The organism is Photobacterium halotolerans DSM 18316, from assembly GCF_000425165.1.
GTDB classification, from domain to species: Bacteria; Pseudomonadota; Gammaproteobacteria; order Enterobacterales; family Vibrionaceae; genus Photobacterium; species Photobacterium halotolerans.
Genome location: NZ_AULG01000012.1, coordinates 136391 through 158215, shown reverse-complemented (window position 1 = coordinate 158215; position 21825 = coordinate 136391). Strand labels below are relative to the sequence as shown.

Annotated in this window: 23 protein-coding genes; 12 read left to right on the top strand and 11 right to left on the bottom strand. The window is 54.3% G+C overall.

Features of this window, described 5'->3' with window-relative positions; translation table 11 throughout:
- Window positions 1-26: 26 nt before the first annotated feature.
- Entirely contained in the window at window positions 27-374 is a 348-nt protein-coding gene (locus H511_RS0100805; protein WP_027250600.1) for a 5-carboxymethyl-2-hydroxymuconate Delta-isomerase, read from the bottom strand.
- Window positions 375-745: 371 nt separating this feature from the next.
- Between H511_RS0100805 and tpiA the strand changes: the two genes are divergently transcribed.
- Entirely contained in the window at window positions 746-1516 is a 771-nt protein-coding gene (tpiA, locus tag H511_RS0100800) for a triose-phosphate isomerase (protein ID WP_027250599.1), read from the top strand.
- Window positions 1517-1574: 58 nt separating this feature from the next.
- On the opposite strand, the gene H511_RS0100795 is transcribed toward tpiA, so the two are convergent.
- Window positions 1575-2507 carry a LysR family transcriptional regulator gene (locus H511_RS0100795; RefSeq protein WP_211225161.1) on the bottom strand — a complete coding sequence of 311 codons (933 nt, stop codon included), beginning with the start codon at window positions 2505-2507 and terminating at the stop codon, window positions 1575-1577.
- 97 nt (window positions 2508-2604) lie between these two features.
- Here H511_RS0100795 and chrA point away from each other — a divergent pair, with 97 nt between their 5' ends.
- Window positions 2605-3765, top strand: a complete 1161-nt coding sequence (gene chrA, locus H511_RS0100790) for a chromate efflux transporter (protein WP_027250597.1) — start codon at window positions 2605-2607, stop codon at window positions 3763-3765.
- Between the two features lie 93 nt (window positions 3766-3858).
- Here the strand turns inward: chrA and pfkA are convergent, their stop codons facing one another.
- Both pfkA and H511_RS0100780 read right to left on the bottom strand, forming a co-directional pair.
- Window positions 3859-4821: a 6-phosphofructokinase gene (gene pfkA / locus H511_RS0100785; RefSeq protein ID WP_027250596.1), complete on the bottom strand. Its 963-nt coding sequence runs from the start codon at window positions 4819-4821 to the stop codon at window positions 3859-3861.
- Window positions 4822-5287: 466 nt separating this feature from the next.
- Window positions 5288-5770, bottom strand: a complete 483-nt coding sequence (locus H511_RS0100780) for a CpxP family protein (protein WP_027250595.1) — start codon at window positions 5768-5770, stop codon at window positions 5288-5290.
- A gap of 189 nt (window positions 5771-5959) precedes the next feature.
- Here H511_RS0100780 and H511_RS0100775 point away from each other — a divergent pair, with 189 nt between their 5' ends.
- From H511_RS0100775 to trmL, 5 genes are all read left to right on the top strand, one after another.
- Window positions 5960-6649 carry a response regulator gene (locus H511_RS0100775; protein WP_027250594.1) on the top strand — a complete coding sequence of 230 codons (690 nt, stop codon included), beginning with the start codon at window positions 5960-5962 and terminating at the stop codon, window positions 6647-6649.
- Entirely contained in the window at window positions 6646-8064 is a 1419-nt protein-coding gene (gene cpxA / locus H511_RS22090) for an envelope stress sensor histidine kinase CpxA (protein ID WP_051287650.1), read from the top strand. The genes H511_RS0100775 and cpxA overlap by 4 nt, the downstream gene beginning before the upstream one ends.
- Before the next feature lie 95 nt (window positions 8065-8159).
- Complete coding sequence (locus tag H511_RS0100765) at window positions 8160-9083, top strand: bile acid:sodium symporter family protein (RefSeq protein WP_027250593.1); 924 nt, start codon at window positions 8160-8162, stop codon at window positions 9081-9083.
- A complete protein-coding gene (locus H511_RS0100760; protein ID WP_027250592.1) occupies window positions 9083-9271 on the top strand; it encodes a hypothetical protein in 189 nt (62 codons plus the stop codon). The genes H511_RS0100765 and H511_RS0100760 overlap by 1 nt, the downstream gene beginning before the upstream one ends.
- A gap of 2 nt (window positions 9272-9273) precedes the next feature.
- Window positions 9274-9738, top strand: a complete 465-nt coding sequence (trmL, locus tag H511_RS0100755; RefSeq protein ID WP_027250591.1) for a tRNA (uridine(34)/cytosine(34)/5-carboxymethylaminomethyluridine(34)-2'-O)-methyltransferase TrmL — start codon at window positions 9274-9276, stop codon at window positions 9736-9738.
- A gap of 71 nt (window positions 9739-9809) precedes the next feature.
- Here the strand turns inward: trmL and cysE are convergent, their stop codons facing one another.
- From cysE to H511_RS0100735, 4 genes are all read right to left on the bottom strand, one after another.
- Window positions 9810-10667 carry a serine O-acetyltransferase gene (cysE, locus tag H511_RS0100750; RefSeq protein WP_202602057.1) on the bottom strand — a complete coding sequence of 286 codons (858 nt, stop codon included), beginning with the start codon at window positions 10665-10667 and terminating at the stop codon, window positions 9810-9812.
- 133 nt (window positions 10668-10800) lie between these two features.
- A complete protein-coding gene (gpsA, locus tag H511_RS0100745; RefSeq protein WP_027250589.1) occupies window positions 10801-11817 on the bottom strand; it encodes an NAD(P)H-dependent glycerol-3-phosphate dehydrogenase in 1017 nt (338 codons plus the stop codon).
- Between the two features lie 13 nt (window positions 11818-11830).
- Entirely contained in the window at window positions 11831-12301 is a 471-nt protein-coding gene (gene secB / locus H511_RS0100740; RefSeq protein ID WP_027250588.1) for a protein-export chaperone SecB, read from the bottom strand.
- Between the two features lie 111 nt (window positions 12302-12412).
- Complete coding sequence (locus tag H511_RS0100735; RefSeq protein ID WP_027250587.1) at window positions 12413-12847, bottom strand: rhodanese-like domain-containing protein; 435 nt, start codon at window positions 12845-12847, stop codon at window positions 12413-12415.
- Window positions 12848-13273: 426 nt separating this feature from the next.
- On the opposite strand from H511_RS0100735, the gene gpmM reads away from it, so the two are divergent.
- Genes gpmM through H511_RS0100720 form a run of 3 tightly spaced genes read left to right on the top strand, consistent with a single transcriptional unit; the run spans window position 13274 to window position 16756 of the window.
- Complete coding sequence (gpmM, locus tag H511_RS0100730) at window positions 13274-14812, top strand: 2,3-bisphosphoglycerate-independent phosphoglycerate mutase (protein ID WP_036758304.1); 1539 nt, start codon at window positions 13274-13276, stop codon at window positions 14810-14812.
- Between the two features lie 8 nt (window positions 14813-14820).
- Entirely contained in the window at window positions 14821-15987 is a 1167-nt protein-coding gene (locus H511_RS0100725; protein WP_051287648.1) for a peptidoglycan DD-metalloendopeptidase family protein, read from the top strand.
- 49 nt (window positions 15988-16036) lie between these two features.
- Window positions 16037-16756 carry a divergent polysaccharide deacetylase family protein gene (locus H511_RS0100720; RefSeq protein ID WP_027250584.1) on the top strand — a complete coding sequence of 240 codons (720 nt, stop codon included), beginning with the start codon at window positions 16037-16039 and terminating at the stop codon, window positions 16754-16756.
- Window positions 16757-16815: 59 nt separating this feature from the next.
- On the opposite strand, the gene tdh is transcribed toward H511_RS0100720, so the two are convergent.
- From tdh to H511_RS0100705, 3 genes are all read right to left on the bottom strand, one after another.
- Window positions 16816-17847 carry an L-threonine 3-dehydrogenase gene (gene tdh, locus H511_RS0100715; RefSeq protein ID WP_027250583.1) on the bottom strand — a complete coding sequence of 344 codons (1032 nt, stop codon included), beginning with the start codon at window positions 17845-17847 and terminating at the stop codon, window positions 16816-16818.
- A 63-nt stretch (window positions 17848-17910) separates the two neighbouring features.
- Complete coding sequence (locus H511_RS0100710) at window positions 17911-19104, bottom strand: glycine C-acetyltransferase (protein WP_027250582.1); 1194 nt, start codon at window positions 19102-19104, stop codon at window positions 17911-17913.
- A gap of 130 nt (window positions 19105-19234) precedes the next feature.
- Window positions 19235-19882 (bottom strand): TetR/AcrR family transcriptional regulator, encoded by a 648-nt coding sequence (locus H511_RS0100705; RefSeq protein WP_027250581.1) that lies wholly within the window; start codon window positions 19880-19882, stop codon window positions 19235-19237.
- A gap of 184 nt (window positions 19883-20066) precedes the next feature.
- Between H511_RS0100705 and rfaD the strand changes: the two genes are divergently transcribed.
- Both rfaD and H511_RS0100695 read left to right on the top strand, forming a co-directional pair.
- A complete protein-coding gene (rfaD, locus tag H511_RS0100700) occupies window positions 20067-21011 on the top strand; it encodes an ADP-glyceromanno-heptose 6-epimerase (protein WP_027250580.1) in 945 nt (314 codons plus the stop codon).
- 50 nt (window positions 21012-21061) lie between these two features.
- Window positions 21062-21808, top strand: coding sequence for a glycosyltransferase family 25 protein (locus H511_RS0100695; RefSeq protein WP_237582825.1), 747 nt, complete (start codon window positions 21062-21064; stop codon window positions 21806-21808).
- The last annotated feature ends 17 nt before the right edge of the window (window positions 21809-21825 follow it).

Here is a 21825-nt window from a genome sequence, read left to right as displayed (position 1 = left end):
GACCGCTATCGTCTTGTCAGCTTCAGCTATCTTTTTGACTTCAGATAGGTTTCACTTTCCATATCCCGAATTTCAATCGTCAGGCTGTCAATCGTCGCGGCGTACTGCTCCAGCAGCTGCATCAGACGCTCGGCCAGTCCGCGCTTACAGTCATTGTCACGCCCCGACAACAAAGCCAGTTCCAGGTGAATAAAATTGTGGGCATCACCGCCCTCTCCCACCTGCCACTGATGGCAAGGGTAAGCGCGAGATTTGACAGAGGCGGGCTCAAACACCCCGCAGGTCAGCAATGACTGATGGAGCTCTTCCAGTAAGGCGGCAACGTTAACGCGCTCAGCAACGGGATCGGCAAATTCCAGCTTCAGGTGTGGCATACAACTCTCCTTGTTGGTCAGGGGCGACCCGATATTCCATTAACAGGCGCCTAACTTAGCCGATTTTACTGACAACAGCGACACGGGCATGCAGAAATTCCCTGTTGATCACTTTTCACCCTCAATGTGGCTAACCGCCCTGAGCCGAAAGTGAAAATTTATTACAGCTCAGAGTTCACTTTTGCCGTTGAAACAGGTACAACCGGGCATGGATTTGTTCGAGATTAAGGAAGTTTACGTCTATCGGGCGTATACTGTCGGACGTTTAAACCTGCATTATCAGGCAGGCTGCACTGAACACACTACTGCCTGACAGCGGTGTACTCAGTTTAGTCTGACTTTAGACATCACATAGATATGGAGAAAATCTTATGCGTCATCCTGTAGTTATGGGTAACTGGAAACTAAACGGCAGCAAAGAAATGGTCACCAACCTGCTGACAGGTCTGGATGCCGCGCTGGCTGGCGTTGAGGGCGTTGATGTGGCAGTCGCGCCACCTGTGATGTACCTGGATCTGGCTCAGCGTCTGATCAGCCAGGGCAAGAGCAAGATCATTCTGGGTGCCCAGAACGTTGATGTAAACGCCAGCGGTGCTTACACAGGTGATATCTCACCAGAGATGCTGAAAGATTTCGGCGCCAGCCACATCATCATCGGCCACTCAGAGCGTCGTGAATACCATCACGAGTCGGACGAGTTTGTGGCTCAGAAGTTTGCCTTCCTGAAAGAACACGGCCTGACGCCTGTACTGTGCATCGGTGAATCTGAAGCACAGAACGAAGCCGGCGAAACGGTTGCCGTTTGTGCCCGTCAGCTGGACGCTGTGATCAAAACACAAGGTGTTGAAGCCCTGAACGGTGCCATCATCGCCTATGAACCTATCTGGGCCATCGGTACCGGTAAAGCCGCGACGGCCGAGCAGGCACAGGACATTCACGCCGCTATCCGTGCCCACATCGCGTCGTTCAGCGCAGAAGTCGCGAAAAACGTGGTGATCCAGTACGGCGGTTCGGTTAAAGCCGGCAATGCCGCTGAGCTGTTTGCGATGCCAGACATCGACGGCGCCCTGGTGGGCGGTGCTGCGCTGGACGCAGAAGGCTTTGCCGCTATCGCTAAAGCGGCAGCAGAAGCCAAGAAGTAAGAAGTTCGTCTCTTCTGACTGCCGGCCATCCGGGCTGGCAGTCATTCCTCCGCCCGATTTACCCGTCCTGCGGTAAGGCCTGCCTGATCAGTTGCCGCAGCCACAGGCTCTTTTCATCATGCGTCTTCGCAGACGGCCACAGCATCATGATCTCAAAATCCGGCACCGGCACAGGTGGCGTCGTCATCGCCAGCACATCCTGACCCGTGTCCGCTTCTGCCATCAGTTTGGGAACAATCGCCACCAGACGACGCCGGGACAGTAACCGTCGGATGGTCATAAAGTGACGAGAGGCCACTGTTACCCGCCGGGTTAAGCCCCGCTCGGCCAGCAAACGATCTACCGTCGATTCCAGCGCCCCATCCGGACTGACCAGCGCCTGCTCCACCGAGGCAAATTGTGCCACATCACGGATTTCCGCCGCACTGATCTGAAGCGGATCAAACAGACAGACATGCTGCTCGCGATAAAGCCGCTGCGAAACAAACTGATTCGTATGACCGGGTATGCTGCCAATCACCAGATCCAGCTTATCCTGCTCAGTGACGGCCTGATAGTTGTGGCGGTTCACATGCACAAAACTGACCTGGGTCTGCGGAGCCGAAGCCAGTACCGCATCATACAGTTGAGGCGCAAACAAGAACTCAGCATAGTCAGTAAGGCCAATCCGGCACACGCCTGCGAAGGTCTGCGGCTCAAACACCGGCTTGACCAGCAACTCCCGCGACACGGAATCCAGCAGGCGCATCACGACAGGCGCCACGCTATGCGCATAATCGGTTGGCTCCATCCGATGAGCTTTGCGTTCAAACAGCGGATCGCCCAACAGCTTTCTCAGCCGCGACAGGCTATGGCTGACCGCTGATTGGCTGACGAAACTCTTTTCCGCCACCATACTGACACTGCGGTATTCATACAAATAGGCAAATACTACCAGCAGGTTCAAATCGACACTTTTCCAGCGTACGTCTGTCAGTGGCGTTAAATTCATCTGATTCATACTTTAAATGAGAAACATCAATTTGAGTCATTGTATGTCATTCACTACAGTGGTGGCGATTTTATTCATTGGATGAGTAGCAAAGCAGATGTTCGCGATCTTCATGACATTTTTCACGCTCGGCTGGTTCAGCTTCGGCGGACCGGCCGCTCACATCGGTTACTTCCGGCAAACTTTTGTTGAAAAGCGCCAGTGGCTGAGTGACAGCGAATACGCCCATATCGTGGCCCTCAGCCAGTTTCTGCCGGGGCCGGGTTCCAGCCAGGTTGGTTTTGCCCTGGGCTACCGCCGCGGCGGATTACCGGGTGCCTGTATGGCATTCCTGGGATTCACGCTCCCCTCCGTGCTGATCATGCTCGCACTGGCCATGCTGAGCAGCCGCCTGACCGAACTCAGCTGGTTTGAGTCTGTGGTTCACGGCCTGAAGCTGCTGGCCGTGGTAGTGGTGATTGATGCGACCTGGGGCATGTTCCGCAATTTCTGTCAACGCAGGCTGACAGTATGTCTTTGTGCGATCACCGCCATGGCGCTGATGATCGCACCGGGCATCGCAACGCAAATGACCATGCTGATCCTGGCGATGCTCATCGGCGCGCACTGGCTGAAAACCGCGGATGTGGCTGACACCAGACCGGCTTTCCGGCCCACACTGTGGCCACTGCTGCTTTTCCTGCTGCTGTTCATCGGCCTCCCCCTGCTCCTCAGCACAGGACCTGATCCGCTCCCTGCGGCGTCGCTGTTCAGCGATTTCTTTCAGGCCGGCAGTCTGGTCTTCGGCGGCGGCCATGTGGTGCTGCCGCTGCTGCAATCCCTGATCGGAGATCAACTGACCGACAATACCTTTCTGACCGGCTATGCCGCCGCTCAGGCCGTTCCCGGCCCGATGTTTACCTTTGCCACTTACCTTGGCTATGCTCTGCTGCCAGCATCACCGATTCTTGGGGCATTGCTGGCCACCCTGGCCGTATTTCTGCCCGGCTTTCTGCTCCTGCTGACTGTACTGACCCACTGGCAGACACTGGCAGCCTATCCGCGGGTTGCCGGCGCACTGCAGGGGATCAACGCCGCCGTGGTCGGGCTCCTGCTGTCGGCGCTCTATCAACCCGTCTTCACCGGCGCTGTCCTCAACGGTCTGGATGCCGCACTGGTCGTGGCGGGGCTCTTACTGCTGAAACAATGGAAACTGCCGATTCTGTGGCTGGTGACAGGCTTTATGCTGGCCGGCTGGATTCAGGGACTGCTCAGCTGAACTTTCTGTTCAGGCGCTATCTCAGCTGATAAAAAAAGCGCCCTCCGGAGAAACCGGAGGGCGCTTCTTGTTGCCCAGAGCAAGTCAGTCGACTCAGAACAGCTTATCGGCGACCTTGTACAAATCGGTGCGCACCGGGCGTTTCATATTCTCGATGGCATCAATGATGTCGTGGTGGACCATTTTTTCATTCTGCACCCCCACGCAACGGCCGCCTTCGCCCTGCATCAGCAAATCAACCGCGTAGGCCCCCATGCGAGAGGCCAGAATACGGTCAAAGGCCGTTGGCTGTCCGCCACGCTGAATATGGCCCAGCACGGTGGCGCGGGTTTCGCGGCCGGTTTCCGTCTCGATATACTTAGCCAGCTGGTTGACGTCTGTCATCAGCTCGGTAATCGCCACAATCGCGTGCTTCTTACCTTTGTAAATGCCTTCTTTGATTTTGGCCAGCAACTGCTCTTTGTGCAGGCCGGTTTCCGGGGTGATGATGTACTCACAGCCACCGGCAATCGATGCCATCAGGGTCAGATCGCCGCAATGGCGCCCCATGACTTCCACAATCGAAATACGCTGGTGTGACGATGAGGTATCCCGCAGGCGGTCAATCGCATCAATCACGGTATTCAGCGCTGTCATAAAGCCGATCGTATAATCGGTACCGGCCACGTCATTGTCGATGGTGCCGGGCAGACCGATACACGGATAGCCCATCTCGGTCAGCTTCTTCGCCCCCATGTAAGAGCCATCGCCGCCGATCACCACCAGCGCGTCGATACCGTGAATTTTCAGGTTTTCGATCGCCTGAGCGCGGACTTTCTCATCACGGAATTCAGGAAAACGGGCAGAGCCAAGAAACGTGCCGCCCCGGTTGATCACGTCAGAGACACTGGAGCGGTCAAGCTTCTGAATACGGTTCTGATGCAGGCCCTGATAGCCATCATATACACCGTAAACTTCCAGGCCTTCTGATAAACCTGCGCGAACAACACCGCGAATCGCCGCGTTCATACCTGGGGCGTCACCGCCACTGGTCAAAACACCAATCTTTTTAATCATGGTTACCCTCTGACTTTGGGAAATGAAAATCCTTTCCTTTGCGAGCTGGCCCTCCGCCTCGCCTTCCTCACGGTGGCGACTCGCGTAAACTGTAACTTTCCTACTAATGTAGGAGTATTACAATTTAGAAAAACGATGTATTGATTCATATCACGTAAACTTGCCCTGTGTCGGCAGCCTTGTTGGCATACTGGAACCCCGAGTGGGTTTTGTACCCCAGGGTGCCGCCAGGCTATATGCCACTAAGTATATGCTTAGTTGGCAATGTCGGCTGCCTCGCCGGCGAATTCTTCCTAACCCTGACACTCAGTCGGGTTTCCGGCCACATGGACAGCTGAATATTATTCGCAGTATAGCGGTTTTGTGATGAAATTTAATAACAAAATTGACAAGTTAAGCTCATGGTAACAACAAAAAAAGCCACAACATTTCGTTGTGGCTTCGGTGTTTTCAGACAAATACAGCATTATTCACTGTGTTTTTCTTGCCATTTCGCCATGCACTCTGCCTGCTTCTCGGCTTTTAATGTCTTGTACTGTGCCTTCTGCTCCGGAGTCAGAATATTGAGCATGTCATGACGTTTTTTCATCATGCTGACACGACGTTCAATTTGTTGCTCAGACATTTGCTTGGCCAGCTCACGCACTGCATTTTCATCAAAGTTGTCGGCTAGCAGCAAATCTTGCATTTTGTCGTGATGCGCCTTCATGGCTTCACGCCCCTGCGCCATGCTTTCTCGCATCTCCGCTTTATTGCTCTCGCGCAGGCTGCGCATCTGCTCTTTTTGTGCGTCGGTCAGATCCAGAGACTGCATAATACCGCGCTCGGCACGAGGGCCAACACAGTCACCATAATGACCTTTACCGTAAGACTTACCCCCTTCAGCCAGTGCCGAAACGGAGCCCAGCAGCATAGGTACCGCCAGTACCATGGCGGCTGTGGCTTTCATTTTTCTGGTCATCGTCTTATTCATATCCTGTTCTCGCTCTGTTGGTGTCCGATAAGCAAATACTACCCGCTGGCAGGTAAACTGTTGTCGTGAAAACGTAAAGCTGGGTAAAGCACTGTTATCCGGCTTGGCCTGCTTTCGGGCATAGGGGATACTTAACCTGAATCATTTAGAGGGTATGGAATCAGTATGGCAAATATTCTTCTGGTCGATGACGATAATGAACTGACAGCACTGCTCAATGACATCCTTCAGCTGGAGGGTTTCACAGTGCGCGTCGCGCACAATGGCGAGCAGGGGCTGTTAATGGTCGATGAAGACACAGATCTGATTTTGCTGGACGTCATGATGCCGGTGATGAATGGCATTAATATGCTGCGCAAGCTCCGCGAGACCAGCAGTACGCCGGTGCTGATGCTGACCGCCAAAGGCGAAGAAATAGACAGAGTGCTGGGACTGGAGCTGGGCGCGGACGACTATTTACCCAAGCCTTTCAGCGACAGGGAACTGCTGGCCCGCATGCGTGCTATTTTACGCCGCTCCCGCATGGTGCAAGACAGCCAGAACGAGCCAGACTGCGTGAGCTATCTGGATCTGACCATTTATCCCGGCCGGCAGGAAGTCACCTGTAACGGCGAACTGGTAGAAATGACAGCCACTGAGCTGGCCCTGCTCAGCCACCTGATCCGCCACCCCGGCACTGTGGTGACCAAACAGGATCTCAGCCTGGAAGTGCTGGGCAAACGCCTGGCGCCGTTTGACCGGGCCATTGACATGCATGTCTCCAACCTGCGTAAAAAACTGCCCGCGCGCGAAGACGGTAAGCCCAGAATCAAAACCCTGCGCGGCAAAGGCTATCTGTTTGTGGAGGCGGGATGAAGCGGCCCCTGTTTAACCAGCCCCTTTTCAACCGGCTTTCCAGCCGCATCTTTGCCATTTTCTGGCTGACCCTGATGCTGGTTGTGGTGGTGCTCCTGCTGCTGCCGCATCTTGACCCGCGCTCGCAGCACACGATTCCGCAGCCGGAGCTGGATCGCTACCAGGATGCCGCAGCACGTATCTCTGAACGGTTAAGCAGCCAGCCCGGCACTCTGCAGGAAAAACTGCTGCCGCTGGCCGATCCCGAGCGCCACAAAGGCATGCAGCTGTACTTCACCAATGACGACGGCGAGTTGCTCACGCCGCATCAGCGCACCAAAGCGTTACGCAATTTCATTACCAGTGCCGACAGCCCGGATGCACCGCGCCAGAAGCTCTACGGCCGCTGGATGGTGGCCGGGCCTTTTCTGGTCAAGGATCAGCAGCAAAGCGCGCTGATGTACATCGGCAGGGTGTCACACCGGCCACCGCCTTTCTTCCTGCGCATTCTCGATCAGCCTTTTCACCTGCTGCTGCTGACCATGCTGGTCAGTACGCCGCTGCTGTTATGGCTGGCCTGGGCATTAAGCCGCCCGGCGCGCAAACTGCAGGAAGCGGCTCAACGGGTGGCGAGCGGACAATTTACTCAGGATCCGACGCTCGAATCCTCCGGTCCGCGCGAATTTCGCCAGGCCGGTGCCAGCTTCAACCAGATGGTCAGCTCGGTTAATCAGATGATAGGCGGACAACAGCGGCTGCTGTCGGATATCTCTCACGAACTGCGCTCTCCCCTGACCCGGCTTCGCATGGCGACCGCCCTAGCCCAGCGCAAGCAGGGCAACAGCGCAGAGCTGGAGCGTATCGATACCGAAGCAGAACGGCTGGAAGCCATGATTGCCAAACTGCTGGAACTGTCGCGGATGCAGATACACGGCCAGGAAACCCGCGAATACAGCGATGCAGTCAGTCTGTGGCAGGATATGCTGGATGATGCCGAATTCGAGGCCAGCCAGCATAAGAAATCGCTGGCCTGCAGCCCGCTATTGCCCTGGCCGCTGGCGGGCAATACAGAATTGCTGATCAGTGCCCTGGAAAATGTGGTCCGCAATGCCATCTACTACAGCAAAGATCGCATCGAAGTCCAGTTCAGCGCCAATGACCACTCGCTGACTGTAACCATAGACGATAACGGCGAAGGGGTGCCCGATGATCAGTTGAAAGACATTTTCCGGCCTTTCTACCGGGTCTCAACCGCCCGGGATCGCCACAGCGGCGGCACGGGACTGGGGCTGGCCATCACAGAGAATGCCATTCGCCAGCACAATGGCAGCATCACCGCCAGCCACAGCCCGCTGGGTGGACTGAGAGTGACCCTGATGCTGCCGCTGGCACAGAAAAGCCAGCGTCACTCGTTGTCGCAGCCGGAAGCCCGGTAATCCCGGATCCCCATGCCGGTCCAGCGTTTGAACGCCTTGGTAAAGGCACTGTCATCCGCACAGCCAACATCCGACCACTGCGATAGGATATCTGAATGTCGAGCACTAGCCTGCTGTTACTGAATCTGATTCTGGCGATGATGATGTTTGGCATCGCCCTGAGCCTCACACCGGCCGACTTCCGCCAGGTCGTCCGTCAGCCCAAAGGCCCTCTGACCGGGCTGGCCGCCCAGTTTGTGCTGATGCCGGCGCTGACCGGGCTGCTCACCCTGCTGGTGCCCATGCCCGCCGAAGTGGCGCTGGGATTAATCCTGGTCGCCAGCTGCCCCGGCGGCAGCTTTTCCAATATCGTCACCTATCTGGCCAAAGGCAACACGGCTATGTCCATCAGTATGACTGGAATCGCCAGTGTGGCCGCGGCCTTCATGACCCCCTTTAATTTCATGTTCTATGCCAGCATGAACCCTCACACCGCCCAGCTACTGAAGCAAATTGCCGTGCCGCCGGAAAGCCTGTTTACTGTGGTGGCACTGGTACTGGCGTTGCCGCTGGCGCTCGGACTGATCTGCAGCCAGATGGCCCCCGGCTTTGCCAGACGGAGCGAACCCTTTTTCCGCATCCTCTCGCTGCTCACCCTGTTCGCTTTTGTGGCCATCGCGCTGATCACTAACTGGCCGCGCTTTATCGCCGGCGCCAGTGTCTTCCTGCTGGCTGTTATCTTCCACAATGCGCTGGCGCTGGCTATCGGCTGGCTCTGTGCCTGGGTCATGAGACTGCCGGTTGCCGATCGCCGGGCGATCACACTGGAAGTCGGGCTGCAGAACTCCGGCCTGGGGCTGGGCATCATTTTCACCTTTTTCGGCGATCTGAGCGGTATGGCCATTATTGCCGCAGGCTGGGGGATCTGGCATCTGTTCAGTGGCATGGGACTGTGTTATTGCTGGCATCGCCTGGATAACCGCCACGCAGCCCTCACCTCACCCGTTTCATCCGCTCGTGAACAGCCTAAAAGGATTTGATGACGCAGCGAATGTTAATCACTGCTGCCGGGGCTATCTGGGCCGCTCCGCAGGCGGGTGTTTGGTGTCTGGCTGGCCGCCGGGCTGATTCTGCTGACCCACACATTGTTTTCCAGGACAGCGCTCAGCACTGGTTCCTGGCGATGAATGCAGGCTACAATAGTGTTTTTGCCGCTGTTGTAGCCTGACCATGTTTGATATCGCCCTGTACGAACCTGAAATTGCGCCCAATACGGGCAACATTATTCGCCTGTGCGCCAATTGTGGCGCACATCTGCATCTGATTGAGCCGTTAGGGTTTGATCTGGAAGAGAAAAAATTACGCCGTGCCGGTCTGGATTACCACGATCTGGCCCATGTCCATCGTCACGTCAACTTTGAGGCCTTCCTGGCCGCCACTGCCGGTCGCCGCCTGTTTGCCTGCACCACCAAAGCCACCCAGTACCACACTCAGGCCCGGTTTCAGGACGGCGACATACTGCTGTTCGGCCCGGAAACCCGCGGCCTGCCGGCAGCTATCATAGAGAGCCTGCCCCAGGCGCAACGGCTGCGCATTCCTATGCATCCGGACAGCCGCAGCCTGAATCTCTCCAACGCAGCCGCCATCATTGCCTATGAGGCCTGGCGACAGTTTGATTTTGCCGGCGCCAGATAGCCCGGCCAGAAAGACAAAAAAGGGGTCTGCCGACCCCTTTTACACGATGAGAGATTGAAGACGATTGGCACTCAGATACCGTCACCGGCAATAAAGGTCTGATAAATACCATTAAACTGCTGATCCATATCCATGGAAGGCTTGTCGCTGCTCGGACGGCCGACAATTTTCGCCGGGACACCGGCCACTGTGGTATGAGGCGGCACAGGTGCCAGTACCACAGAGCCCGAACCAATCTTGGCCCCTTCACCCACTTCAATATTACCCAGCACTTTGGCACCGGCGCCTATCATCACCCCTTCACGGATTTTAGGGTGACGGTCGCCGCACTCTTTGCCTGTCCCGCCCAGCGTCACATCCTGCAAGATAGACACATCGTTTTCGATAATTGCCGTCTCGCCAATCACAATGCCGGTGGCGTGGTCAAACATGATGCCCTGGCCGATGCGGGCCGCCGGGTGCACATCCACCTGACAGGTGACTGAGATTTGATTTTGCAGATAAATGGCCAGTGCTTCGCGTTTTTGTTTCCACAACCAGTTGGCAACCCGATAGCCCTGCAAAGCGTGAAAGCCCTTCAGATACAGAAGCGGCACAGAAAATTTGTTGATAGCAGGGTCACGGTCAACGACGGCGCGAATATCGCACGCTGCCGATTCCGTCAGCATACTGTCTGCGATATAAGCCTCTTCCACCACTTCCCGTACTGCCATTGCGGGCATGGAAGGGGTGGCCAGCTTGTTCGCCAGTATATAACTGAGCGCGGCACCCAGATTATCGTGCTTGATGATGGTAGCATGGTAAAAACTGGCCAGCATGGGCTCCTGCTCAGTCAGCACCTTGGCCTCTTGCTTAATCGTCTCCCAGACGGCTTGCTGTTGACACTCCCTCACGTCGTCCCCTGTATATCCTTTATGTGTTTGCACCATAGCCTGCACCCTACTCACCTGATGAGTATCGACTGCTGATAATGGTTATAACTTTAAACTTCTCAGCAAAAAAAACAACGCGGGCTTTTTTGCCCGCGCTGTGTCATTCCGGTAAGGCACCTTTTCCAGCCGATCACTCGTCTTTCTTGGCCCGCGCCAGCAGATCTCTGGCAGCCTCACGCGCATCCTTACCCTGATAAAGCACCTGGTAAATCTGCTCGGTGATCGGCATATCCACCCCAAAGCGCTGGGCAAGCACCCAGACTTCCTTGGTATTGCGATAACCTTCAACCACCTGGCCGATACTGTGCTGCGCTTCATCAACCTGTTTGCCCTGCCCCAGCGCCAAGCCAAAACGGCGGTTGCGCGACTGGTTGTCGGTACAGGTCAGCACCAGATCGCCCAGCCCGGCCATACCCATAAAGGTTTCCGGCTGCGCACCCAGCGCCGCCCCCAGACGGCACATCTCGGCCAGTCCGCGGGTGATCAGGGCGGTGCGGGCATTGGCACCATAACCAATACCGTCCGACATACCGGCACCGATAGCAATCACGTTCTTCACCGCGCCACCCAGCTGCATGCCGATAAAATCGTTATTGCTGTAGACCCGGAAGCTTTTATCGCAGTGAATTTTATCCTGCAGATCTTTAACAAACCCGGCATCCGGTGACGACACCGCTATCGCGGTGGGCAAACCGGCGGCCAGCTCTTTCGCGAACGTCGGCCCGGAGAGGACAGCCAGAGGCACCTCCTCACCCAGGATTTCATGAGCGACATCCTGCAACAGACGTCCGGTTTCCGGCTCCAGCCCTTTGGTGGCCCAGCAGATCCGCGAATCATCACGCAGGAAAGGTTTCATCTGTTTCAGCACATCGGCAAAAGCATGGCTGGGCACCACCAGCAGTAGATCCCGGCTGGCTTTGACCGCGGCTTCCAGATCCACACTCAGGATCAGCGAGTCCGGAAAGGCCACGCCAGGCAGAAATGCCTCGTTGGCCCGATCTGTTTCCAACTGCGCCATATGCGCAGGATTATGGCCCCATAAAATGACATTAGCGCCATTACGGGCCAGCGAGATGGCCAGCGAGGTGCCGTAAGAACCGGCACCCAGCACTGTCATCGTTATTGCGTTATCAGTGATTGAGGTCATGCTGTGTCGCCAATCAGGCTTGAGTGCTTTCCTGGTTACCTTCCGCCTGACTTTGCAGGTAGTTCATGAACAGGGCGTCAAAATTAACCGGCGCCAGGTTCAGTTGCGGGAAAGTACCTTTGACAACCAGGCTGGAGATAGTTTCACGTGCGTACGGGAACAAGATGTTCGGGCAGAATGCACCCAGGCAATGGGCCAGTTGTGGCGCTTCCATACCGGCTACAGAGAAAATACCACCCTGCTGAACTTCACACAGGAACGCCGCTTCTGACGCATTGTTCACTGTGACTGTCAGACGCAGTACGACTTCGTATACGCCTTCCGCCAGCTCACGACTCTGCGTATCCAGATCCAATTTCACTTCCGGGTTCCACTCTTTCTGGAACATTTCCGGCGAACTTGGCGCCTCGAAAGACACGTCTTTCAGGAAAATGCGTTGGATTTGGAAGTTCTGTTGCGCTTCGTTGGTCGCTGCTTCAGCCATGTTATTGTCCTTTTTTGATGATTCCGTTACGAAATCTGTCATTTTTACCGGAAGCTTCCGGCCTGAAATAAAGGGCAGCTGACGCTGTCAGCCACCTGAGAGTTCAAGAACTTATTTCTTTCCCTGCACCAGAGGCAAATTGGCCTCATTCCAGGAAATCAATCCGTCCTTCAGCAGGCTAACTTTCGCGTAACCCGCTTTGTGCAGCAGGCTGGCACTTTCCTGCGCCGTCTGACCTGTTTTGCATACCACAATGATGGGGGCTGACTTATACTTTTCAAGCAGTCCAAAGTTCTCGGCTTTAATTTCGCTTGGTAAAATGTGAAGTGCGCCTGCAATGTGGCCACGCTGGAACTCATCTTTGCTGCGAATATCAACAAAAACGCCGTCTTCACGATTGACCAGTATTGTCGCCTGATTAGGGGTGACAACGGCATAACCCGCGGTTTTTTGCTTCACCATGGAAGCTATCAGGGCCAGAACCAGGCCAACCCAGACCAGTGACAAAATGGGATTACTCGTAACAAACTCTATGAATTGCTGCATGATTTTCGCTCTATTAACCTTTACTGCCTGCCGGATTCCCGCACAGGGGTAAGATTCAACCAAAATTAAGGAAACTGAGTATACCTGTGGCCGGAATGATGTACAGCCACCCGCCACATTTACGCGTCACGGCTCACTGCTTTCCGAGCAATAAACCACATATCACAAGGCGCCGCCTATAACTACAATAGAAAAAAACGCATTCTCAGATCTTACGTTACACAGTGGAAATGAATATATTCTAGGGTGTAAAGATAACAAACCATTTACAGCAATGTTTGATCTGAACTACAAAGCAGCGGTAGTTTTGTAGTAAAATTACCGACCTGACTACTTACCTGAGCGCCTTGAAGCGACTTTAGCGCCGGATGTTGAGGTAATTGGTCTACATTTTCAGATTGTTCACATTTATGGAGAGGACAGCTTATGTCTGCTAAGAAACCACTGGCTCTGGTAATTCTGGACGGTTGGGGATACCGCGAAGATACCGCAAATAACGCGATTGCCAACGCCAACACCCCGGTACTGGATAACCTGATGGCAAATGAAGCCAACACCCTGATCCAGGCCTCCGGTCTGGACGTGGGCCTGCCTGATGGCCAGATGGGTAACTCAGAAGTGGGCCATACCAATATCGGTGCCGGCCGCGTGGTGTATCAGGATCTGACCCGCATTGCCAAATCCATCTCCGACGGTGAATTCCAGCATAACCCTACGCTGGTGAAAGCCATGGACAGCGCTATCTCAGCAGGGAAAGCCGTTCACATCATGGGCCTGATGTCACCGGGCGGTGTTCACAGCCACGAAGATCACATTGAAGCGGCCGTGAAAATGGCGGCAGAACGCGGTGCCGAGCATATTTACCTGCACTGTTTCCTGGATGGCCGCGACACGCCACCGCGCAGCGCGCAAACCTCCCTGGAACGTTTCGATGCGCTGTTTGCCCAGCTGGGCAAAGGCCGCACCGCCTCTCTGGTTGGCCGTTACTACGCCATGGACAGAGATAACAACTGGGAGCGTGTCGAGTCTGCCTATGATCTGCTGACCGCTGGCAAAGGGGATTTCACCGCGGCTTCTGCCGTTGAAGGCCTGCAGGCTGCGTATGCCCGCGAAGAAAACGACGAATTCGTCAAAGCCACAGTGCTGCGTGCCGACGGTCAGCCTGATGCCGCCATGCAGGACGGTGATGCGGTTATCTTCATGAACTTCCGTGCCGATCGGGCCCGTCAGATTTCACGCGCTTTCCTGCCTGATTTCAGCGGCTTCGAACGCAAGCAGTTCCCGGCATTGCACTTTGTGACCCTGACGCAATACGCCGCCGATATCGATTTGCCATCCGCGTTCCCGCCGGAAAGCCTGACCAACACCTTAGGCGAATGGCTGTCTAAACAAGGCAAGACCCAGCTGCGCATTTCTGAAACCGAGAAATATGCTCACGTGACCTTCTTCTTCAACGGCGGTGTCGAAACCGAGTTTGAAGGCGAGTCCCGCGCGCTGGTGGCATCACCTAAGGTCGCCACTTATGATCTGCAGCCTGAAATGAGCGCCCCTGAGCTGACCGACAAACTGGTCGCGGCCATCAAAGGCGGCGAGTTCGATATGATCATCTGTAACTACCCGAACGGCGACATGGTCGGCCACACCGGTGTGTACGATGCTGCGGTGAAAGCCTGTGAAGCGATTGATGAAAGTATCGGCCGCGTGGTTGAAGCCATCAAAGAAGCGGGCGGACAGCTGCTGATCACCGCCGACCACGGTAACGCTGAAATGATGGTGAACCCGGAAACCGGGGGCATTCATACCGCACACACTAACCTGCCTGTGCCGCTGATTTATGTCGGCGACAAGCAGATCAGCCTGAAAGACGGCGGTAAGCTGTCTGATCTGGCGCCAACCATGCTGTCATTGACCGGGCTCGAAATCCCGTCAGAGATGACTGGTCAGGTGCTGTACGATCTGAAATAATCCCGGACATGCGGGAATTATTTTATAGTGCAATCTGTACACTCCGCGCCAGTGCCTTAGGCACTGGCGCTTTGTTATGTCTGGCGTTCGGTGCGCCCGTGTATGCTGACGGCCAGAATCAGCTTGATGGCATGAAGCAGGAAATCGCACGGCAGCAAAAACAGCTGAGCGATAAAAAACAGCAGCTCAACGATGTCCAGAAAACCCTGAAACAACAGGAGCTGGCTATCGCCAGGGCGGCCGGTAATATTCACGCCGCCGAGCAAAAAGTCGACACCCTGACACTTTCTATCAGCCAGCTGGAAAAAGAACAGCAGGCACTGCTACAACGCCAGATTGGCCAGCGTGAGCTGCTGAAAGAACTGCTCACCAGCCAGTACAAAATGGGCAAATCCTCACCGCTTGCCAACTTGCTGGGCGAAAGCGATCCTGCCCGGTTAGACCGAATGGCCATCTACGCCTCGCACCTCAGCCAGGCACGCAGCCATGCGCTGGATGAGCTGGCCGCCACGGATACCGAACTGCAGCTCAAAAAACATCAGTTAAGCGAGCAGCGTAACGAGCAGCAAAGCCTGCTTAGCCAGCTGAAAAAAGACCGGGCGTTACTGCTGGGCAGCCAGCAGGCGCGTCAAAGCACGGTCAGAAAATTACAGGGCCAGCTGAACGCGGATAAACGCTACTTAACCGAACTGAAAAGCAATGAATCACGCCTGATCGCCGAAATTGCCAAAGCCCGCAAAGCCGCTGAGGACGCGGCGCGTCAGGCCATAGTCAATATGGATGGACTGGGCAAATACAAAGGCAAATTGCCCTGGCCGGTCTCGGGCCGTATCCGCCACGCCTACGGTAGTCCGCTTCAGGGTGAGTTACGCTGGAAAGGCATGGTGATCAGTCAGGCCGTGGGCAGTGAAGTGAAAGCTGTGCATGGCGGAAAAGTGGTCTTTGCCGACTGGTTGCGCGGCTACGGCCTGATGGTCGCTGTGGATCACGGCCAGGGCGATATGACGTTCTACGGTTATAACCAGACTGTGCTGAAAAAAGTGGGCGATACCGTACAGCGTAACGAAGCCATTGCCTTGGTTGGCGACAGCGGCGGACAAGAATCGCCGGGACTGTATTTTGAAATCCGCCGTAAAGGCACACCAACCAACCCTCAGCCCTGGCTGACCCGTTAACCACATTTTATGACACGCAGCACCCGGTAGCAGAACAAGGATGGTTCGAATGAAGGGGTTATTCAGTGTAGGTCTGGTCTGGCTGTGGCTCTTGGCATCGCCGGCACAAGCGGCCAGACTGGCGATTGTGATTGATGATCTGGGTTATCAGCATATGCCCTCCCCGTTATCAGCACTTCCGCCGCAAATCAGTGTCTCAATCCTGCCCGAGACCCCTTATGACCAGCTGACCGCCCACCAGGCCCGGCAGGAATTCAGAGACGTACTGCTCCACATGCCGATGCAGCCGAGCAGGACGGCACCGCTTGAAATGACCACCCTGACCGAGGCCATGAGCAAGGAAGAGCTTCAGAGCAAGCTCCGCTTTGCGCTGACACGCGTGCCGGGCGCGGTGGCGGTCAATAATCATATGGGCAGCGCCCTGACCCAGAATCCGACCGCTATGGGCTGGGTGATGGAAGTGCTCAAACAAGAGCATCTGGCCTTTCTCGACAGTCGCACCACCGCCAGATCCGTCGCGCAGTCGCAAGCTCAGGCGGCACACATTCCCGCCCTGCGCCGCCATGTTTTCCTGGATCATGTCCCGACCGAAACCTTCATCCGCCGCCAGCTGAAACAGGCCGTCTTGCAGGCGAAAAAACAAGGCACTGTGATCGCGATAGGCCACCCGCATCCAATCACACTGTCAACACTCACTGCCATGCTGCCCGAGATTCAGCAGCAAGTCACCCTGGTGCGTCTGTCTGAGCTGTTTCCCGCCGGCAGCTGACCAAAAAAAAACGGTGTGCCGAGGCACACCGTTCCGTTTGCTTGCATCTGAGGGGGAAATCAGTCCCAGCTCAAAATGACTTTACCGGACTGGCCGGAGCGCATCACATCAAAACCCTGCTGGAAGTCGTCCACATTATAGTGGTGGGTAATGATTGGGCTCAGATCCAGACCAGACTGAATCAGGCTCGCCATCTTGTACCAGGTTTCGAACATTTCACGGCCATAGATACCTTTGATCACCAGGCCTTTGAAAATCACCTGAGTCCAGTCGATACCCATGCTCGATGGCGGAATGCCCAGCATAGCCACCTTACCGCCGTGGTTCATGCTCGACAGCATGCTGTTAAACGCAGCAGGCACACCCGACATTTCCAGACCGACATCAAAGCCTTCTGTCATGCCCAGCTCCGCCATCACGTCTTCCAGCTTTTGCTCTGCCACGTTAACCGCGCGGGTCACGCCCATCTTGCGGGCCAGATCCAGACGGTATTCGTTCACGTCAGTAATCACGACATGACGGGCACCTACGTGCTTGGCAACCGCCGCCGCCATGATACCGATAGGGCCGGCACCGGTGATCAGCACATCTTCGCCCACCAGGTCGAAAGACAGCGCAGTGTGCACAGCATTGCCGAACGGGTCGAAAATCGACGCCAGATCGTCAGAAATGTTGTCCGGGATCTTGAAGGCGTTGAACGCCGGGATCACCAGATACTCAGCAAAGGCCCCTTCGCGGTTAACACCCACACCGATAGTGTTGCGGCACAGATGGGTGCGGCCGCCACGGCAGTTGCGGCAGTGACCACAAGTGATATGGCCTTCACCGGAAACACGGTCACCAATGTCAAAACCACGGACTTCCTGACCAATCGCGACCACTTCACCCACGTATTCGTGACCCACCACCATAGGGACTGGAATCGTATTTTGTGACCATTCGTCCCAGTTATAGATATGGACGTCAGTACCGCAGATAGCGGTTTTCTTAATCTTGATCAGCAGGTCGTTATGGCCCAGTTCCGGCTTGTCGACCTCTGTCATCCAGATGCCTTCTTCCGGTTTCAGTTTTGCTAATGCTTTAATTTTCATGATGCTTTCCACAAGTGGCTCAGAAGCGGTATCACACCGCTCCTGCAGCAAAGTCGGTGATTATCAGATGATGCCCATCTCTTTACCAATGCGAATAAACGCATCGATAGTATTATCCAGCTGTTCTGCGCTGTGCGCGGCAGACATCTGAGTACGGATACGTGCCTGGCCTTTCGGCACCACAGGGTAAGAGAAGCCCACCACGTAAATGCCTTCTTTCAGTGCACGCTCAGCAAACTCGGCGGCGACTTTGGCATCACCCAGCATAATCGGGATGATGGCATGATCAGCACCTGCCAGCGTGAAACCGGCCTCAGACATACGGGTGCGGAACTGCTCAGCATTTTTCCACAGCGTAGCACGCAGATCGCTGCTTTCTGCCAGCAGATCCAGCACGCGGATAGAGGCAGAGACGATCGCCGGGGCCAGCGAGTTAGAGAACAGGTACGGACGAGAGCGCTGACGCAGCCAGTCGATCACTTCTTTCTTACCTGCGGTATAACCGCCTGACGCGCCGCCCAGGGCTTTACCCAGCGTACCTGTGATGATATCGATACGATCAATCACGTCGTGGTATTCATGGGTACCACGGCCATTGTCACCCATAAAGCCAACAGCGTGGGAATCATCAACCATTACCAGCGCATCATACTTGTCCGCCAGATCACAGATAGCCGGCAGGTTTGCCACCACGCCATCCATTGAGAAGACACCGTCGGTCACAATCAGCTTGTGACGCGCACCGGCGTCATTGGCGGCGATCAGCTGCTGCTCCAGCTCAGCCATATCATTGTTGGCGTAGCGGAAGCGTTTTGCCTTACACAGACGCACACCGTCGATGATCGAAGCGTGGTTCAGCGCATCTGAAATAATGGCATCTTCAGGGCCAAGAATGGTCTCAAACAGACCTGCATTTGCATCAAAACACGAAGAGTAAAGGATAGTGTCTTCCATGCCTAAGAAGGCCGACAGCTTACTCTCCAGCTCTTTATGTGCGTCCTGCGTACCGCAGATAAAACGCACTGAAGCCATACCAAAACCGTGCTCATCCATGCCTTGTTTGGCAGCCTCAATCAACGCCGGGTGGTTAGCCAGACCCAGGTAGTTGTTGGCACAGAAATTCAATACCTGATCGCCACTGGCAATCGCAATATTGGCTTCCTGAGCTGAAGTGATTACACGCTCACTTTTGTATAATCCTTCTGCTTTCACTTCCTGAATCTGATCGGCGATCTGTTGATAAAAGGCAGCTGACATCTTGCTCTCCAAACATGTAAAGGCGTATTTGCCACTTTTAGCGAACAACCTACTATTAAATTAGCAATCATTCGCCACAATGTTACAAAGTTTGCCGGATTCTAAGAGCTAAACTCTACTCAGTCGACAACTATGAAACATCCCGCTCCACTTGATCACAATAATGTGATTCAAGTTGAAGAACGACATCCCGCCCCTCCGTACTGGTCAGAGGTCTTATCACAGAGAGCATCTGCAACACCCCCTGATAGATGACGGCTTTGGTAATTTTCGCCTTGGGTGCCTGCGCCGTCTGATAGCTGATCCAGCTGGTTGCCACCAGCTTGAGCGTGGTTGCCAGGCTGAGCAAATCGTCATCGTTCAGGGTGACCAGCCCTAAGGTACGGAAATGACGCATCACCACCATGATATCCTGATGGAGGTTTTCCTGTGCTTCCAGATACTTATGCTGTAACACCGGATCCCGGCTGAGAATGTCGGGCAGATTGGCGTAAAAAAACCGGTAGCGCCACATCAGCATAAAGACCGCATCCAGGTATTGCAGCAGGCTGTCAGCCGACAACACCGCCTCTTCCCGCGGCTGGAAGCGAACCCGCAAATCCTGAGCGTATTCATCAAAAATACTGTGTATAATCTCTTCTTTATTACGAAAATGGTAATACAGGTTGCCTGGGCTGATGCCCATATGTGCTGCAATATGGTTAGTGGTGACGTTGGGTTCCCCTCCGTCATTAAACAACTCCAATGCAGCATGGATGATTTTATCGCGGGTTTTCATAAGCCTCTCACTTGCGTCGCCCTGGGCAGTCTCGGTTTGTTATCTTATGTGGGTCAAAACCAAGATCAACAAACCCTGATGATGTTATCATAACTACTGACTAAATTTTGACGCGGTGGTGCAGTTCTTCTGCTACGCTTCAGGCCTCTTACCACCGGGTCCATCTGACAAAACTGGAAGTGCCATGATTATAGTGACTGGTGGCGCCGGCATGATCGGCAGCAACATTGTAAAAGCGCTCAATGAACAAGGTTATAGCGACATTCTGGTCGTCGACAACCTCAAAGACGGTACCAAGTTCGCTAATCTGGTCGATTTAGATATCGCCGATTATATGGACAAAGAAGATTTCATCACCCAAATCATGGCGGGAGATGACTTTGGTCCGATTGAAGCCGTCTTCCACGAAGGTGCCTGCTCGGCTACCACAGAGTGGGACGGCAAATATATGATGCTCAATAATTACGAGTATTCCAAAGAGTTGCTGCACTTCTGCCTGGAGCGCGAGATCCCGTTCCTGTATGCCTCTTCCGCCGCGACCTACGGCGGCCGTGACCGTGATTTCATTGAAGAAAAAGCCTACGAAGGTGCACTCAACGTTTACGGTTACTCCAAGCAGCTGTTTGACAACTACGTCCGCCGCCTGTGGCAAGATGCCGAAGCGCACGGCGAAACGCTGTCGCAAATTACCGGTTTCCGTTATTTCAACGTCTACGGCCCGCGCGAGCAGCACAAAGGCAGCATGGCCTCGGTGGCGTTCCACCTGAATGAACAGTTATCCAAAGGTGACAACCCTAAATTGTTCGAAGGCTCTGATACCTTTAAACGCGACTTCATCTATGTAGGTGATGTCTGCAAAGTGAACCTGTGGTTCTGGCAAAATGGCGTCTCCGGTATTTTCAACTGCGGCACTGGCCGGGCAGAAAGTTTCCAGGCCGTAGCCGATGCGGTTATTAAGTATCACGGCAAAGGTCAGGTAGAATCTGTCCCGTTTCCTGAGCACCTGAAAGGGCGTTATCAGGCCTATACTCAGGCAGATCTGACCAAAGTCCGCGCCGCCGGTTATCACGAAGCGTTTAAAACCGTTGCCGAAGGCGTTGCTGAGTATATGGCGATTCTAAACGATTAATACTAATAAACCTTTCAGCGACACCCTGATTCGCTCAGGGTGTCGCTGACTTGTATAAAAAGATTGATTTGATGACTATACCAACTTTCGTTGTCAGCTTAGCACGCTCAAATGAGCGCCGTGAGCATATGCAGTCCCTTCTGCAGCATGCCGGGATCCCGTTTGAGTTCTTTGATGCTATTGATGGCACTGCCTCAGAGCAATTCTTACACAGCGACAAAGCAGCACCTAAACTGACTTTCAAACGGAAAGGTTATCATCTTGTTCCAGCAGAAATCGCCTGCTTCGCCAGTCACTATGCCTTGTGGGAAAAATGCGTGGCATTAAATGTGCCAATCCTTATTCTGGAAGACAACATTGAATTTTGTTCGGACCTTCACAGCATCTTGGATACGTTAGCTGACTACATTGATAAATATCAATTCATCAAACTTTCAGCCACTCATCCTAACCGGTACAAAGCCAAGACAGTCATTTCTGAGTCACACTCGATTGGGGTTTACCGCAAAGGCACTTGCGGCACCACGGCGTATATTGTTTCGCCAAAAGCGGCTCATAAGTTGCTGAAGAACGCCACGATCTTTATTGAACCTGTAGACGACTATATCGAAAAGACATGGCGGCATGGCGTAACTGTGTACCATATTTATCCTTCCGTGATAGAGCGATCACAATTAGCAACAACGATTGGCTCAACTCGAAAGCAAAAGCAGCCAGTCAGTTTTAGCCAAAAAATGTATATCGAAGGCTACAGAGCGTATGAGTCTGTGATGCGTAAGCTGTCAGCACCAAGCTAATGTTTGCCTGAAATTAT